Origin of the sequence: Saccharopolyspora elongata (assembly GCF_004348985.1) — a bacterium.
GTDB classification, from domain to species: Bacteria; Actinomycetota; Actinomycetes; order Mycobacteriales; family Pseudonocardiaceae; genus Saccharopolyspora; species Saccharopolyspora elongata.
In genome coordinates this window covers 76598-94266 of the sequence record NZ_SMKW01000033.1, presented here as the reverse complement: position 1 = coordinate 94266, position 17669 = coordinate 76598, and the positions used below count along the sequence as shown (strand labels likewise).

Here is a 17669-nt window from a genome sequence, read left to right as displayed (position 1 = left end):
TCGGTCCCTCCGAAATTGCGCGTTCAGATCACGAGCGCGTTCAGTTCCTTGGTTCGTGCACGCAGCCGCTCGAGGTCGTCGAACGCATCTCGCAGCTCCCGGTGGTCGGAGTGGACCGCGGCCAACGACGACGAAGGCTCGTCCCAGTGGAGAACGACTTCGTCATCTCCCACGGTGATTCCCCGGGTGTTCAAGGCGGGGCTGAACTTCATCAGGCTCAGCTGGTCCACCGGCCCCGCGCACAGCAGCTCGATCGCCGCCATGAGCTCGCTCGCCTGGATGAGCGGAACGCCGGCGCCCACCACCGCGGCACGGTCGTTCTCCGCCACCGCGTTGTTGAAGCAGTAACCGAGGTTGAGCACCTTGGCGGCGAATCCGTAGCGGCGTTCCACCGCGTGCGCGAAGGAATCCACGAACGTGCAGGCGGCGGCGTAGTTCGCCTGCTTGATGGCCTTGAGGTACGAGTTGATGGACGAGAGGAAGAGCGCGACCTCCAGCGAGTCGCCGCCGAACACGTCCAGCAGCCGCACGCTCGCGTCGACCTTGCCCCGAAGCACGTCGTGGAATTCCGCCTCGGTCATCTTGGCCAGGGTCGCACCCGAGAAGACCAGTCCGGAGTGGATGACGCCGTGCACGCTCTCGAAGCGCCGTTCGATCTCGTCCCGCGCCTGCCGGAGGGACTCGGTGCTGGTGGCATCGGCCTGCAGGTAAAGCGGTTCAGGTCCGCCGGAGCCCGCTGCTGCGGCGATGGCGGCGTCGATGCGCGCGTCCCGCGGGCTTCGCCCGAGCCACACCACCTGCGCGCCGTACTGGCGGATCAAGTACTCGCTGATGGCCGTTCCCAATCCACCAGCCCCGCCGACGATGACGTAGGTCCCGCCTTCCCGCAGCCGAGATGACGTCGGCGCACTGGGGCGAACGGTCGTCAGGTGCTGCCGGAACCACGTGCTGCCCCGGCGAATCCGCATGTTGCCGTCCGGATCGGCGGGCAGGCTCAGCACGGCGGACAACGACGCGGTGTCGTACGCGTCCACGTCCACCACCCGCATCTTCCAGTTCGGGTACTCCTTCGCCACCGAGCCGGCCAGGCCCGCTACGCCGGCGTTGGTCGGATCGATCGGCTCGGCCTCGTGCACCTGGTGCGCGCGGTTCGTGATCACGGTCCACCCCAGGGAGCGGTTGCCGTAGCCGGCCCCGATCAGCGCTTTCACCGTGCGGAAGACCTGCAGCGTTCCAGCGGATTGGCCGTCGACGATGCCCTCACCGGATGCCGCCTCCGCGTACTCGGGTGCCACCCAGATCAGGTGGTCGAGCTCGGGAGCGGACCGAATGGCGGTTTCGATGTCGTGCTGCGAACCGTGCGTTGGAACGGCCAGCACGTGCGCCGACGGGTACCTCGCGACCAGGGCGTCGCGCGCGTCCTGCGTCGCCGCGATGATGCCGACCGATTCGGCAGTCCGCGGCCAGGCCTCGGTCTCGGCCTCGCGGGCCTGGTCCCACGTGGGGAGCAGTGCGACGGCCTCCTCGTCGGGGGCGGCGGTGCGCGCGGTGCGGCGGCCCGTGATCCCCCGGAGCACGAGGCACACCTTGCCGCGATCGTCGGCCAGGTCGATGTCGATTCGTCCGGCGTCCCGGGCGTCGTCGCTCCAGCGAACCCAGGCCCACATCTTCTCGGAGCACGGCGCGAAGATCTCCGCCTTCTTGATGGAGAAGACCAACCCGACGTCGCGGTCCTCGTCGCCGGATCCGACGAGCAGCCTCATGCACTGCATCGCCGAATCCACCAGCGCCGGGTGCAGCGCGAAGCTGCGCGCGGTGTCCCTCACCACGTCCGGCAGGTTCAGCTCCGCGAGCACCGCCCCTTCCGCCTCGTACACCGCGCCGCGGCCCTGGAACGCCGGACCGTACTCGATCCCGAGCTCCCGGTACTCCGCGTAGAAGCGTTCGGGTCCCGTCGCGGTGCGCCGGAAGTCCCGGAGCATCCCGGACAGGTCGATCACCGGCTGCGCCGACCGCTCGAGGCGCGAAACCCCGCCCTGGCAATGAATCACCGACCCACCGTCGGCGTTCGCAGCACCCGCTGCCGCGGAATGCACCTCGAAGCGGGTCCCGCTGCCTTCCGGACGAAGCTCCACCTGCACCGCGCGTGGCCCCTCCGCCACGCCGAGGGGACGCAGGAAGACGATGTCCTGCAAGCAAACCGCGTCCCCGTCCGAGGCACCGGCGTTTTGCCGGGCGGCCGCGTAGGCCCACTGCAGGTACATCGCTCCCGGCACGATGGCGGTTCCCTGCACCCGGTGCTCGCGCAGGTAGAACTCGTCACCGGTGAGCGTCGTGCGGTCCGGCTGGCGGTCGTGGCTCGGCGATGCGCCGCTCGGCGATATGCCGCTCAGCAGCGCGCCATTGGGCGATACATCGCTCGGCAATTCGTACTGGGTCCGGTCGAAGGGATAGACCGGCAGCGGCACGCGCCCGTAGCGCCCGTCCCGGAACAACTCGCCGAAATCGGGCGTCCGTCCGTCGAGGTACTCCGCGGCGAGGTCGTGCGGCCGCCCGGCCGTCCCGACTGCAGTCTCCGTGGAATCTCCGGAAAGCCAAGCGGTGAGCGCGCGTTCCAGCTCGACCACATCGTCGACCACGCGGGCCCACCGGTGCTCGAAGTGCGTCCGCCCGAGCAGAAGCGTGTAGCTCACATCGCCGAGATCCAGATCCCGGCGCTCCCGGCATGCACGCGCGAGATCGGCCACCTGCTGGCGCAGGGCCTCCCCCGTTCGCGCCGACAGCGCGATCAGCCGGAGGCCTCCCGGCCTGCTCCGCCGGGGCGATGCCGGTGCCTCCTCGATGACGACGTGCGCGTTCGTCCCGCTGGCGCCGAGCGACGTGATCGCAGCGCGCCGCTTGCCGCCTTGCGGAACGACCCACTCCTTCGGCTCCGCGTGCACGTAGAACGGGCTGCCCTCCAGCGCGATGCCGGGATTGGTCGTCCGGTAGTGCAGGAGCCCGGGCATCGTCTCGTGCTTCATGGCCAGGAGCGTCTTGATGATCCCGATCACGCCGGCCGCGGCTTGGGCGTGGCCGATGTTGGCCTTGCTCGACCCCAGCGAGCAGAAGTGCTCCTCGCTCGTGTGGGCCCGGAACGCCCGTACGAGCGCGTTGAACTCCACCGGATCGCCGAGCTTCGTGCCGGTGCCGTGCGCCTCGACCAGTTGGATCCCCTCGGGGTCGATCTCGAAGTCCCGGTAGATCTGCCGGATCAACTTCTCCTGGGAATTCCCGTTCGGCGCGGTGATCCCGTTGGTCGTGCCGTCCTGGTTGATGCCGATCCCGCGCACCACGCCGTAGATGTGGTCCCCGTCTGCCTCGGCATCCGAAAGCCGCTTCAGGACCAGCGCTCCGACGCCTTCGGCCGGGACGAATCCGTCGGCGGCCTGGTCGAACGTGTGGCACCTTCCGGTCGGGGACAGCATCCCGGCGCGCGATCCCGCGATGTAGAGCCGGGGCGAGCACTGGACGAAGACACCGCCGGCGATGGCCAGATCGGCCTCCCCCGCCCACAATCCCTGGCACGCCAGGTACATGGACACCAGCGAACTGGAGCACGCGGTGTCGACGGCCATCGCCGGTCCGTGCAGGTCCAGGTAGTACGCCATCCTGGACGGCACGAGCGAGCTCATGTTTCCCCAGAACGCCTGCGCCGGGTAATCGGACGAAGTCGTCAGGTCGAAGTAGTCACCGGCGCCGCAACCGACGTAGATCCCACAACGCTCGCGGTCGAGCGACTCGCCCGCGTGGCCCGCGTCCTCGAGCGCCTTCCACACCTCCTGGAGGAACAACCGCTGCTGCGGCTCCATGTAGGAGGCTTCCACCCCGGAAATCCCGAAGAACAGCGGATCGAACTCGTAGATGCCGTCCATGAATCCGCCGTCCGCGCACCGGCTCCGGAGGGACGACAGGTCCCAGCGGGATGCAGGAGTCACCGGATCATGGCCCTCGACCAACTGGCGCCAGAACTCATCGACGTTCCGCGCACCCGGGAACCGGCCGCTCATGCCGATGATGGCAATGGGGTCGCTCCCCCGAGGCGCTTCGGTGGCCCGTGGCGCCTCGGTGACGCGTGGCGCCTCGATGGTCCGTGGCGCCTCGATGGTCCGTGGCGCCTCGACGGTGCGTGGCGCCTCGATGGTCCGTGGCGCCTCCACGCGCGCAGGTTCGACCGGAGCGGGGAGCGGGCTCGTCTCCGGTTCCTCGTCGGCGGTGATCGCGTCGCCGTGCTCCGCCAGAACGAATCTCACCAGGCGCCGGATGGAGGGATTGTCGAACAGGACGCTGGGATCCAGGTCGGTGCCCAGCGATTCGTTGAGCTGCTGCACCAGGTTGACGCCCGTGAGCGAATCCAGCCCGTAGTCGGCGAACGGCTTGTCGTCCTCCAGTTCTTCCCGGCGGAGCTTCAACGAAGCCATCAGGCTCCGGACGAGGGCCTCTTCGACGTGCGTTTCGAGCGAGAGTTCCCGATCGACCTTCCTCGGGGCGGGAAGCGACGCCCGCGCACCAACCCGCGCCACCACGGTCTGCAGTCCCAACGACCGGGCCCGCTCGGCTGGGAAGTGCACCGCGTCGAATCCCTTGTCGCGGAGCACGTCTCGCCACGAGGCCGACGACAACGCAGGGCCACCATCGATGCGCCAGCCGTCCGTGTAGCGCCACCAGCCGTCGAGGAATCCGAAGGTCAGGTGCGACCACAACTCGTTCTCGGCGAGCTCGTTGAGCAGGAGAACACCACCAGGGCGCAGCAGCGCCCGGGCGTGCTCGACGGATTCCACGACGTCCTTGGTCGCGTGCAGCACGTTGTTGGCGATGACGATGTCGTAGTGCCCTGCCGCGAATCCCTGCTCGCCGGGAGGCAGTTCCACGTTGAACGTCCTGCACGTCAGATACGGAACGCGTGGCGAGAACCGCTTTTCCGCTTCGATCAGGAACGCCTTGGAAATGTCGGTGTAGCAGTACTCCGCGATATCGCGCTCGAAGCTCTCCAGCTGCTCGAACACGCGATCACTGGCGCTCCCGGTGCCGGCGCCGATCTCCAGCAGCCGGATCTCGGATCGCGCTCCGCGAAGGAGCTCCGCCACCTCGGAACGCACCGCGCCGGCCGTCATCGCGTTGAAGTAGTCGGCGGTCGCATTCCGCCGGTAGACCGCCTCGACGAGGTCCAGCGTCCCACCGGGGAACATGATGCTCGTGGCCGGCAGCTCTCCCGTCAGGATCGCCGGCATGGCCTCGATCATGCGCTCGACCAGCGCGGTCTTGGCTGCCAGCTCCGGATCGCTGCCGCGCCCGTCCTTCCACGCACGCCACGTGCGCCATGCCTGCTCGGCGTCCGGCGCGCCGTCCCGCGTCCGCAGGAAGTCGCCCTCGCGGACGAGCTCACCGCCCTCCACCAGCACGTTCACGCTGTGACCGAGCCATTTCGCGAAGCCGGGCGCGATCACGCCCGCCCCGGCTTGCTCGTACCGCGCGGGCTCGCGGAAGAGCCCGATCGTCGACAGCTGCGCGAGCATGAGCTGCCGCAGGATCCCGTTCATCTCGGCCATGCTCTGCTGGTGCCGCGCCAGGAACTGTTCGACTCCACCGGCTCCGGCCCCGAGCAGAGCATCAGCGTCGACCGGCACGCTCTCGTGGGGCACGGCCGCTTGCGCGGGCTGCCTCTGCCTCACCGGTTCCGCTGCCGCGGTCGGCCAGAACGGCTTCGTGTCGAACGGGTACGTCGGCAGGCTCACCCGTCCCGGCACCTGCGCGCCGTAGTACGAGTTCCAGGCGACGTCGATGCCGCTGACCCACAGGGGTGCGACCTTCTCCCACTCGCCGCGCTCGAACCATTCCGCCGCGAGCTCCTGGAGCTGCTCGGTTCGGGCGAACAGCGATACCAGTTCGTCGTCCTGGCGCCGGACGGTGCCGGCGAAAGCCGCTTCCGGCACGCTCCCTTCGACGTAGGCGCCGAGCTGCGCGGCCAATGTCTCGAAGTCGGCGGCGATGAACGCCATCCGGCTGGCCATCTCCCGCCGTCCGGTCTGCAGCGTGTACGCCAGCGACGCCAGGTCCCCGCCTGCACCCCGGTACTCCGGCAGGAACGCCAGGAGGTCCCGGGCGAGGGCTTCGAGGCGTTCGCCGTCCCGTGCCGAGAGGACGACCAGATGCTCGCTCGGGCTCCTCTCGGCGGAAGGCACCGCACGCGAACGCGGGGCCGCCTGCTCGAGCACCACGTGCACATTGGTGCCGCCGACGCCGAACGAGCTCAGCCCCGCCCGGGGAGGCTCGGAGCCCGTCCTGCTCAGCGGCAGGTTCTGGTCGACCACGAAGAACGGGGAGTTCTCCCAATCGATCTGCGTGTTCGGCACGTCGCAGTTCAGGGATCTCGGGACCTCGCCGTGGTGGAGGCTCAGGGCCAGCTTGATCAGACCGGCGATCCCGGCGGCGGCGTCGAGATGGCCGATGTTGCTCTTGACCGACCCGATCCCGCAGTACCGGCTCCGATCCGTGAAGTGCCGGTACGCCTCGGTCAACGCCGCGACCTCGATGGGATCGCCCAGCTTGGTGCCCGTGCCGTGCGCTTCGACGTAGCGGATCGACTCGGGGTCCACGCCCGACTTGTCCAGCGCCTTGCGGATGACCTCGACCTGGCCTCGCACGCTCGGGGCGTAGAACCCGGCCTTGTCACCGCCGTCGTTGTTGACCGCCACCCCGCGGATCAGGCAGTAGACGTGGTCGCCATCGGCGAACGCATCGCGGGCGCGCTTGAGAACGACGACGCCCACCCCTTCACCGCCGGTCATGCCGTCGGCCGTGTCGTCGAACGGTTTGCAACGCCCGTCGCTCGAGAAGTTCAGGCCCGGCTGGTGCACGTAGCCCAGCTCCATCGTGGAGTAGAGGCTGGCCGCGCCGACCAGCGCCTGATCGACCTCGCTGGCGAGCAATCCCTGGCACGCGAGGTGGAGTCCGCTCAACGCCGAGGAGCAGTTGGTGCTCACAGCCATGCTGGGGCCGCTCAGCCCCAACTTGCTCGAGATCATCGTGGGCACGCTGCCGCCCTGCGAGAGCAGCCAGGCCACGTACCCCTCATTGCTGGCCAGAACTCGCGCGCCCGCCGCGTTCTCCATCAGGCTCGGCAACAGCGCCTGGTAGAAGTTGTTGCTCGTCGACGTGAAGACGCTGGTGTTGGGAACGTCCTCCGGGCGGTATCCGGCGTCCTCCAACGCCTTCCACGCGTGCAGCAGCAGGAGCCGTCCCTGCGGGTCCATGAGCTCGGCGTCGCGCGGCGAGATCCCGAAGAACGCCGGATCGAACTCCGCTTTGCCCTCGATGACCGCCCGCTGCGGTACGTACCCGGGCCGACCGATCAGTTCGTCCGGCACCCCGAGCGCACGCAGCTCCTCGGGCGACCAGAACGTGCTGCCGCCATTGCCTTCCTGAAGATTGCGCCAGAACTCCCGGGGGTTCTCGGCCCCGGGAAAGTGGCACGACATGCCGACCACTGCGATCGAGTCGTCGAGGTATCCGCCGTCGATGGCAGGCTCGGCCGCACGCCCGTCGGGAAGCGGATCGAGCTGCCGGGGCGCACTCTGCGCTGCTGCTTGCGCCGGGGACGCCGCTTCCGATGGCAGCAGCCCGGCCAGATGCCGAGCCATCGCCGCGATCGACGGGTTCGAGAACAGCGCCACCGGCCGCAGCCGGCACCCGAAGGTCCGGTTGATCTCCTCCACCACTTCGATGGCCGAGAAGGAGTCGCCGCCCGCTTCGAAGAACCCTTCGTCGCGGTCGACGTCCTCGCGGCCGAGCACCTCGCCGAAGATCTTGCGCACACTCCGCTCGACGCGGGCCGCACCCGCGGCGGCATCGGAGGTGGACCGCACGGCCGGCGCCTGCTCACCGGAGTCGCGCAGCCGCGCCCGATCGATCTTGCCGTTGGCCGTGAGCGGGAAGGATTCCAGCGTCACGAACGCACTCGGCACCATGTAGGCCGGGAGGGACTTCTCCAGATGCGCGCGCAGCGCCTTGGTGTCGATGGCACGCCGACTGTCGCCGTGCACCGTGAAATACGCGGCGAGCCGCTCCGATCGGCCTTTGCGCTCCACCACGACAACGCTGTTCGCGACGTCCGGATGGCCGTTGAGCACGGCCTCGATCTCACCGAGCTCGATGCGGTAACCGCGGAGCTTGATCTGGTTGTCCATCCGCCCGAGCAAGACGATTTCGCCATTGGGCAGCCGACGCGCGACGTCGCCGGTCCGGTAGAGGCGCTCGCCGCCGACGAACGGGCTCTCGACGAAGCGCTGCTCCGTCAGGTCCTGCTTCCCGTGGTATCCCAGCGCGACACCACGGCCCGAAATACACAGTTCACCCGGCACCCCAACGGGCACCGGCTGCATGTTCTCGTCGAGGACGTACAACCGCGTGTTCGCGATCGGCGTTCCGATGGTCACCGGCTCGTCGCGGCGCAACCGCCGCACCGTCGACCAGATCGTGGTCTCCGTCGGCCCGTACAGGTTCCAAGCCTCACCACGGGATACGAGCTGGTCCTTGAGGTTCTCCGGCAACGCCTCCCCACCGCAGAGGATCTTGGCCCCGCAGGCGTTCTGCCACCCCACGCGCAGCAGCATGGCCCAGGTAGCAGGGGTGGCCTGCATGAGAGTGGGCCGCCACGCGTCCACCTCCGCCGCGAGCAAGGTGGCGTCCTTGGCCGTCGTCGAATCGCAGATGCGGCAATGTCCGCCGGTGATCAGCGGCAGGTAGAGCTCCAAGCCGGCGATGTCGAAGCTGTACGTGGTGACGGCCAACAACCGGTCGCTCGCGGTCGCCTCGAAGATTCCGGCCATGGCCAGCAGGAAATTGGTCAGCGCCCGATGCGGAACCACCACTCCCTTGGGCTGTCCAGTGCTGCCCGAGGTGTAGATGGTGTACGCAACACCAGGCGTCGACTCGGGATGCGCGGCCCGCGGTTCCCGCACCTCGTCACCGTCGTCGGGGCGGTCCGTCACGTAGAGCCTCGCCCCGTGCGTCTCCACCGCGGACAACGCGCCCATCACGGCCTCGTGGCAGACGACGAGCTCGGCCCCGCTGTCCCGGATCATGTACGAGAGGCGCTCGGCCGGGAAGTCGGGATCCAACGGCACGTACGCCGCGCCCCGCTTCATGATCGCGAGCAGACCCACGATCAGATCGAGCGAACGCTCGAAGCAGACACCCACGTTGTCCCCGGCCCCGACGCCTCGGCGCAGCAGCGCATCGGCCAGCGCCGAGCTGCGATCGGCGAGTTCGCGGTAGGTCAGGGTCTGCTCCCCGCAGGTCACCGCAGGCGCGTCCGGCCCCGATTCCGCCCGCTCCGCGAAGAGATCCCAGACCGTCCGGTCCTCGGGATGGTCGACGTCCGTGCGGTTCCACTCGTCGAGGAGGAGTCGTCGCTCAGCCGTGTCCAGGAGGTTCAGGCGGCCGAGTTCGGCATGGCCGCCCGAAGCCACGACGTCATCGATCAGGTTGACGAAGTGGTCGGCCATCCGCGCAATGGTGGCGGCGGAAAAAGCGGCGGGGTGGTATTTCCAGATGAGTTCGAATCCGTCACCGGGAACCACGTCCAGCGTTAGGTCGTACTCACCGAGTTGGTGCAGACCTTCCACCACCCGGAACGGCCAGGTGTCGCGGAGCTCGTCCGCCAGGTTCTGCAAAGTCCCGACCAGGGAGAAGTTCTGGTAGTTGTAGGCGACCTGGAATACCGGCGACCGGAGGTCCGCATCGCGATCACCGAGATCTCGCACGATGCGGGGGAATGGATAGGCCGCGTGGTCGATCGCCTCGAAAACCGTTGATTGCAGCCGCTGGGCGAACAGCGCGAATTCGTCCGATGCGACCGGTTTGCTTCGAATGGGCAGGGCGTTGATGAAATAGCCGACCGACGAGTCGAAGCGTTCCGACGGGCGCCCGGACACCGGCATTCCGATGACGATGTCCTCCTGCCCCGTGTACCGGTGGAGCAATGTCTTGAAGACGGCGAGCAGGAAAACGCCGGGAATGATCCCGTTCGACGCGGCGAACGAGGAAATGACATCGGCCTGCTCCTTCGACAACCGCCGAGTGCACACCTCGCCTTCGTGCGGCGCGTCAGGAGCCAGCGTCGCCTCGGTGGGCAAACCGGTGAGCGGAATTCTGCCGGCGAGTTCCCGCTGCCAGAAATCCCGGTCGCGCTCGGCGCGAGCATCACCGAGGTACTCGTCCTCCCACGCGACGAATTCGCCGAACTCCGCAGCACCGGGCTGGGACGACGGTTCCCGGCCACCGACCCGTGCCTGGTAGGCGCGCAGGAAGGTGTCGAGCACGAGGCACAGCGACGGCCCGTCGAGAATGATGTGGTGGACGACCACGAGGACGTACACCTCGGACTCGGCACGGCGCAGCACGGACAGCCGGATCAGGGGCTCGCCGGCCAGGTCGAACGGCCGTTGCGCTCTCCGCTTCAGGTGCTCGAGCACGTCATCGGCGGGAACATCCGAGATGTCCGCATATTCGACCTGGAAACGATCGGCGCCACCAGGCGACAAAGAAGGCCCGCCGTCCCCTTCCCGGACGGCTGCCGAAAGAATCGGGTACCGCGACACCGTATCGCGGAATGCGTCCTCAAGAGCGGCTTGGTCGACGTGCTCGCACGATAGGCATACCGGCACGTTGTACGAATACGTGTCCGGTTCCATCTTGTGCAGCGCCCACAAACCGCGCTGCCCTTCCGACAGGGGACGTTTTGCGTGCTCCACCAACTCGGTGAGCAAATCCGTTGTCGAAAGCGTACCCTCGTCGTACCGCTGAACGATTTCACGAAGTGGCATGCCAACTTGCCCATCAGACGCGGTAGGCAGATCCTCCGCCCGTACGGCCGGGTTGCCGCCGGCACCTCCGGACCTGTTCTCAGGTAGGCGACTGGAAGGCATGAGTGCCCTTTCTGGAAGAAACCGCGCTGGGCTGGCTGCCGTACCCACCGATGCTGACAGATTCCAGGGAGGGCGACACCGCCTCGGTGGCGTGTCCTTCAGGGGTGCCCGTATGGCCACCCACGCCGTCGCCCTCTTTGAAACGGAATTGAGGTTTTTCCAACCTCGATTTGCGTGGCGGTGCGGGTAGCGGAACCTCAGAGGCTCCCTGGTCTGTGGGGTCCCTGACTTATGTATGTCCAATACACGGCGTCAGGGCCGTCCCGCCCAGGAGTGCCCCAGGGGCACGGGCACAGTGAACCCGCGGCGGTGCAAGTGTCGTAGGTGGGTTATGCGCCTGCGGCGCATGCGACACCCCATCGACGTGCAGCTTTGCGACCCGCGACTGCGGGCCGACCAAGATGAGAAGCGCTCAATGAAACAGCATGGCGGCACGTTGATTTCGATACCGGTTTTCAGCACGGCCACTCAACGCGTTCGGCACCGAATGCGGAGTTCGCCATGTGATCGACGAGGCCGGAGGCGAATGATTTCCGCCCGGATCAGATATGCGGGGCCGCCATCCGGCACCGGACGTCGTGCGGTTCCGGGGCCTGGTCGGCGGCACGTCGACGACCTCGTGAGATATCAGCAGCCGGTCGCACCGGAACGGACCGGTCGTCACGGGCAGGACGTTGCGTCGGCGCGGGTCCCTCGCCCGGCACGGCGAGGTCGACCGCGTACCGAGCGGGATCATCGCTCGCCGGCCCAGCCGTGCAGTCCACATCGGATGGAGGGAGTCGGCCGGATTCAGGACCCGGGAGAACCGAGCCGTGAGCAGCCCGCTGCGAACCACCGCGCATCGAGCGCGGCTCGCTCACGAGCACGTGGGGTCCTCAACCGGATTGAGATATCTCTGGCCGGATTCCCGCTACCAGCAGACCTCACGCCCGCTTCGTACGGGCATGCCCCACGCCGACCCCGCACGCCGACCCCGGCGACCACCCGAAAGCGGTCTCAGCTCGCCCAATGCAGCGTGGTCGTGCCGACGCCGGCCTGCGGGGGGAAGGCGCAGTTCATGCTCAACGATCGAGGCTCAGCTGTCCGCCTTCGCCGCCCCGGACATCGACACGCGGCTCACCACGTGGTCGACGAGGCCGTACTCCTGGGCCTCGGTCGCGGTGAACCAGCGGTCCCGGTCGGCGTCCGCGAGGATCTTCTCGATGGGCTGGCCGGTCTGCTCCGCGGTGAGCCGGGCCAGTTCGTGCTTCTGCTTGACGAACAGGTCGGCCTGGATGGCGATGTCGGACGCGGTACCACCGACGCCGGCCAACGGCTGGTGCATCAGGATGCGCGCGTGCGGCAACGAGTACCGCTTGCCCGGCGTCCCCGAGGAGAGCAGGAACTGGCCCGCGGAAGCCGCCATGCCCAGCGCGAAGGTCGCCACGTCCGGCTCGATGAGCTGCATCGTGTCGTACATGGCGAACGCGGCCGACACCGCACCGCCCGGCGAGTTGATGTAGAACCGGATGTCGGACTTCGGGTCCTCGGCCGCCAGCAGCAGCAGCTGTGCGGTGATCCGGCCCGCCGCGTCGTCGTCAACCTGGGAATTGAGCACGACGATGCGTTCCTGGAGCAGTCGCTCGTACACCGAGTCGGTCAGGTTGAGACCACCGGTCCGCATGCTCAGTTTGTGGTCGTGCGTCACGTCTACCTACCTTCTCGTCGCCCGTACCGCATGCCGCCCGGTCAGGACTGACTGATCTTGCGACATTACGTGACCAACCCTAACCAACATGCGCGGCGCGGAACGCCGAACCCGCCCACTTTCGCTCAGAGCGTGACCCGGCCGAGCCTTCCCCGCCTGCTCGGCAGCCGATGAGGTCAACGGAGGAGGTCTGCGCTGATCACGTGCACTCGGTGCACCGGATCGACATCCGCGGCGGAGGGCGTCGTGCTGGTGCCGAACGCGGTGTGTGAGGGGGCACCAGCAGCAGTGCCCCCTCACGCACCCGAAGGCCAGGTGGCGTACTGCCGCAGGCCGTACAGCAGCGGCGGCTCCTGGCGGTACGTCACAGCCGCGACTTCGCCCAGCACGATCACGTGGTCGCTGGCGACCGTGGTCTTGGTGACCTCGCACTCGGCAATGGCATGGGCGTGCTCCACGAGATGGGGAAGACCCAACCGCTGGGTCGGCGCCCAGGGCAGCGAGGAGAACCGGTCGGGGGCGCCCGAGGAGAAGACCTCTGCGGCGTGACGTCCCTGGCTGTGGAGCAGGTTGACCGCGAATCGACCCCGGTCCCGGATGATGGCGAGGGTTCCGCTGCGGTTGGAAACGCAGATCAAGAGCGTCGGTGGCGCCAGGCCGACGCTGCAGAGCGATGAGCAGGTGAATCCGTGGGGTTCGCCGGTGCGGTCCGTGACGGTGACCACGGCGACGCCGCTGGGGAACGCGCTCATCAGTTCCTTGAACGCTGCCGCGTCCTGCTGCACCGGGCTGTCGAGGGCACTGGCCGGCACGCTGTCTGGCATCAGGTGGGTCCCTTCGGTCGTCGGTCCACTCGCCCTGACGGACTGCCGATCAAGACGATATAGAGCCGCGCGGAGTCCGCGAGTGCCTAAACGGCGCCCCCCGAGATGGGCATTAATGAGGTTTTTCCAACCTCAATTTGCGTGGCGGTGCGGGTAGCGGAACCTCAGAGGCTCCCTGGTCTGTGGGTGCCCTGACTTATGTATGTCCAATACACGGCGTCAGGGCCGTCCCGCCCAGGAGTGCCCCAGGGGCACGGGCACAGTGAACCCGCGGCGGTGCAGGTGTCGTAGGTGGGTTATGCGCCTGCGGCGCATGCGGCACCCCATCGACGTGCAGCTTTGCGACCCGCGACTGCGGGCCGACCAGGATAAAAGACGCTCAATTGGGAAGTCGCGCGAAGGGCACCGAAGTGCTGGTGCGGCGGCACCACAGGGGAGTCCCCGGCCGGTGTATTCCAATGGAGCATCACCGAACGGCTACCCCACCCGTAGTCGTTCGGCGGCTCCTTCCGGGGTTGGTCAGATCCTCCCGCGCTGGTGATCCTCGGCATGCCACGTGGCACGCAACCGATGGACAGGAGCCTGGGCATGACCGATCTCGCCGCGCGCCGCCTGGACGCCCGGATCGATTCGCTGTTCGAGGTGCTCCGGGACAACGCCGAGCGCGCGCCGGGTGCCACGGCTCTCCGGTTCCTACCTCCCGGTCACGCGCCAGGCGAGCGCGGCGTGGTCCTCAGCCGCGGGGAGCTGGACCTGCGGGCGCGCTCCGTCGCGGCGGCGCTGCAGCAGGAGGGCATCGCAGGCGCGCGGGTACTGCTGCTGCTGCCGCCCGGCCCGCATTTCCTCGCTGGATTCCTCGGATGCCTGTACGCGGGCGTAGCGGCCGTGCCGTGCTCACCGGACACCGGCGACGCCACGCAAGAAGCAGCCGACCGGTTGATCGCCATGGCAGCGGACGCCGACGTGGCAGCGGTGCTCACCACCGAAGATCTCGCGCCGGCGTTGCGCGACAGGTGGGGGGACCTCGCACCCCCCGGGGTGTGGTTCAACGTCGATGCACTGGGCGAGGACCACGCACGGCTCTGGGTTCCGCCCCGGGCCGTCGCTGATGACCTGGCGCTGCTGCAGTACACCTCGGGATCGACCGGCCGGCCGAAGGGCGTGGCGGTGTCGGTCGGCAACCTCGCGGCCCAGATCGCCAACTTCCGGGCGCTCACCGACCTCCCGGCGGGCGGCAACGTCGTGTGCTGGATGTCGTCCCTCCACGCGCTCGGGCTCGGACAGGTGCTGCTCGCGCAGCTGGCGGGCGGCGAGGCCGTGCTGATGACGCCGGAGGACTTCGTCGCCGATCCCTTCCGGTGGCTGGCGGCGATCTCGGCGACCGAGGGACCGGTGTTCAGCGGAGGCCCGAACTTCGCGTACGAGCGGTGCTGCAGTTTGATCGGCGAGGACCAGCGGGCCGAGCTCGACCTGTCCGGCTGGGAGGTCGCGCTCATCGGCGGCGAGCGAGTTCAGGAAGCCACCCTCGAACGGTTCGTCAGCTCCTTCGGGCCGGCCGGTTTCCGGCGCACTTCGTTGTTCCCGGCGTACGGCCTCACCGAGACCATGCAGATCGTCGTGGGCAAGCGCAAACCCGACGCGCTCAGCGTTGCGGTCGATGCCACCGAGCTGGAGCGGGGTCGCGCCGAGCTGGTGCCGGCGGAGGGCTCCACGCGTGCGCAAGAACTCGTGGGGTGCGGGGGCGCCGGGCCGTTCGGGCGCGTGCTCGTCGTGGACCCCGAGTCCCGCACCGAGTGCGCCGCCGGCCAGGTGGGCGAGGTCTGGGTGAGCGGCCCGGTCGTCTGCCAGGAGTACTGGAACCGGCCGACGGAGACGGCCGAGACCTTCGGCGGCACCCTGGCCGACGGGGACGGCCCGTTCGTCCGGACCGGCGATCTCGCGTTCTTCCACGACGGCGACCTCGTGCCCTGCGGCCGGCTCAAGGAACTGATCATCATCAACGGCCGCAACCTGTACCCGCAGGACATCGAGGGCGCGGCCCAGCAGGTCTCCCCCTCGCTGGCGAGCCTCCCGGTCGCGGCCTTCTCGGTCGACTCGGAGGACGGGGAACGGCTCATCGTCGTGCAGGCGGTGGAGTCGAGCGCCGACGCCGACTTGGCCGACCTCGCCGAGCGAATCCGCTTGCGGGTCACGAGCGCGCACCAGGTCGAGGTGTACGAGGTCGTCCTCGTCGAACCGGCGGCGGTCCCGCGCACGCAGAGCGGAAAGGTCCGGAGGCGCGGCTGCCGGGAGTCCTACCTCAACGGCGAGCTCGTACCGCTGGCGACGAGCACGTGGGTGGCGCCTGCCGCCGAACCCACCGCCGCCAGGTCGGCCATGGGCGACCTGTTGCTCGCGTTGCCGCCCGAGGTCCGGGCTTCCGCCGTCACCACGGAGCTGCGCAAGCGGATCGCCTCCGCGCTGGGTGTGAGCTGGCAGGCGCTGCCCGACGACAAGCCGCTGATCGGCTTGGGCATGGAGTCGGTGCGCATGATCAGGCTGCGCCACGACGTCGAACGGGACTACGGGGTCTCCCTCCCCATGTCCGAATTCATGAACGGAACCGTCCAGGACCTGTCCCTGGTGGTGCTGCGCGAAGTCGGCGACGAGGAAGGCGACTGAGCCGACCGGACCGGGCGGCGCCCTCGGCATTCGTCCTCGCCGTCCTGCCCCTGGCCGCGAACAACCAGCCGAGCAGCATCCCGCAGTGAAGGACCCACCGCGTGAACAACGAAGAAACTCCCCTGTCGCCCCGGCTGTCGGTCGGCACCCGCTACCTGCCCGGCTACCTGTTCCTGGTGGTGCTGCCCCTCGTCGCGGTCGTCGCGCTGGTCCAGTCGTTGGGGAACAACGGTGTCGCCGCGCTGCCGGGAGCGGATTCGATCGTGTCCAGCGGGCACCGTCTGCTGCTGGCCATCGCGGTCATCCTCGCCGTGACCAGGCTGTTTGGCGCGTTGCTGCGGCTGGTCGGCCAGCCGAGCGTGGTCGGCGAGATCACCGCGGGGATCATCCTCGGCCCCTCCGTCCTCGGGCTGCTGCTCCCAGAGGCAACGGCGTGGCTGTTCCCCGCTGATGTGGTGCCCTCGCTGGAAACGCTGTCGCAGTTCGGCGTCATCCTGTTCATGTTCCTGGTCGGCAGGGAGATGCCGATCGACCTGCTCCGCCGCAGCGGTGGCACCGCGCTGGCGCTGGCACAGGTGAGCACCGTCATCCCCTTCCTGTTCGGCGCACTGCTCGCGGCCTGGGCGCTGGGCGACTACCGGACGAACGGCACGCCTCTGCTGGCGCTGGTGCTCTTCGTCGGCGTGGCCTTCGCGATCACGGCTTTCCCAGTGCTGGCGCGGATCCTGCACGAGCAGAAGCTGGCGGACACGCCGGTCGGCACGCTCGGTCTGGCCACGGCAGGAGCGGGAGACGCCATCGCGTGGTGCCTGCTCATGGTCGTCAGCGCGGTGATCGGCAATGGATCGCTCCTGTCTGCGTTCGTCGCCTGCGCGCTGGTGATCGGTTACGGCGGCGCTCTGATCGCCTTCGTGCGTCCCGCGATGCCCCGGCTGGTGGCGGCGTTCGAGCGGTCCGGTCACACGGCGGTGGCCGCGTTCCTGTTGTGCTGCGTGTTCGCCTCCGCGTGGATCACCGATTCGATCGGTGCCCATGCGATCTTCGGTGCGGTCCTGGCCGGTCTGATCCTGCCGCGCGACTCGGCCACGGTCCGCGAGGTGCTCGGCAAGATCGAGGGCTTGACGATGTGGCTGCTGCTCCCCCTGTTCTTCGCGGTGGTCGGGCTCAAGCTGGATCTCGCGAGCATCGGCGGGCCCGCGGACTGGGGGATCCTCGCGCTGATCATCGTCGTCGCGGCGGTGGGCAAGATCGCCGGCGTCGCGATCTTCGCCCGGCTGCTCGGCCACGACTGGCGGTCGTCGGCCGGCCTGGGGCTGATGATGAACTGCCGAGGCGTCACCGAGTTGATCGTGTTGCAGATCGGGCTGTCCCTCGGGGTCCTGTCGCCTCGCCTGTTCACCATGCTGACCTGCATGGCGCTGGTGACCACGGCGGTCACGGGACCGCTGCTGCGGCGGCTCCAGCTGCACACCACTCCCGCGAGAAGCGCGGCGTGACGCAAATCGACCTGCTTTCGCGACGCGCACGGGG

At 68.4% G+C, this 17669-nt stretch carries 5 protein-coding genes; 2 read left to right on the top strand and 3 right to left on the bottom strand.

The window, feature by feature from the left end:
* Window positions 1–23: 23 nt before the first annotated feature.
* The 3 genes from E1288_RS24040 to E1288_RS24030 all read right to left on the bottom strand — a co-directional run bounded on the left by E1288_RS24040 (window position 24) and on the right by E1288_RS24030 (window position 13478).
* The gene (locus tag E1288_RS24040) at window positions 24–10865 is read right to left on the bottom strand and encodes a non-ribosomal peptide synthetase (protein ID WP_132488704.1); all 10842 of its coding nucleotides are present in this window, start codon (window positions 10863–10865) and stop codon (window positions 24–26) included.
* A gap of 1177 nt (window positions 10866–12042) precedes the next feature.
* Window positions 12043–12630 (bottom strand): ClpP family protease, encoded by a 588-nt coding sequence (locus tag E1288_RS24035; RefSeq protein WP_132488732.1) that lies wholly within the window; start codon window positions 12628–12630, stop codon window positions 12043–12045.
* 320 nt (window positions 12631–12950) lie between these two features.
* Window positions 12951–13478: a flavin reductase family protein gene (locus tag E1288_RS24030; protein WP_132488702.1), complete on the bottom strand. Its 528-nt coding sequence runs from the start codon at window positions 13476–13478 to the stop codon at window positions 12951–12953.
* Between the two features lie 588 nt (window positions 13479–14066).
* Here E1288_RS24030 and E1288_RS24025 point away from each other — a divergent pair.
* Window positions 14067–16139, top strand: coding sequence for an AMP-binding protein (locus E1288_RS24025; RefSeq protein WP_165968227.1), 2073 nt, complete (start codon window positions 14067–14069; stop codon window positions 16137–16139).
* A gap of 101 nt (window positions 16140–16240) precedes the next feature.
* Complete coding sequence (locus E1288_RS24020; RefSeq protein ID WP_132488698.1) at window positions 16241–17635, top strand: cation:proton antiporter domain-containing protein; 1395 nt, start codon at window positions 16241–16243, stop codon at window positions 17633–17635.
* Window positions 17636–17669 lie beyond the last annotated feature (34 nt).

Coding starts and splice junctions, on each gene's coding strand:
- E1288_RS24040 (WP_132488704.1), bottom strand. CDS start 10,865: ATGCCACTTCGTGAAATCGTTCAGCGGTACGACGAGGGTACGCTTTCG.
- E1288_RS24035 (WP_132488732.1), bottom strand. CDS start 12,630: ATGCGGACCGGTGGTCTCAACCTGACCGACTCGGTGTACGAGCGACTG.
- E1288_RS24025 (WP_165968227.1), top strand. CDS start 14,067: ATGACCGATCTCGCCGCGCGCCGCCTGGACGCCCGGATCGATTCGCTG.
- E1288_RS24030 (WP_132488702.1), bottom strand. CDS start 13,478: ATGCCAGACAGCGTGCCGGCCAGTGCCCTCGACAGCCCGGTGCAGCAG.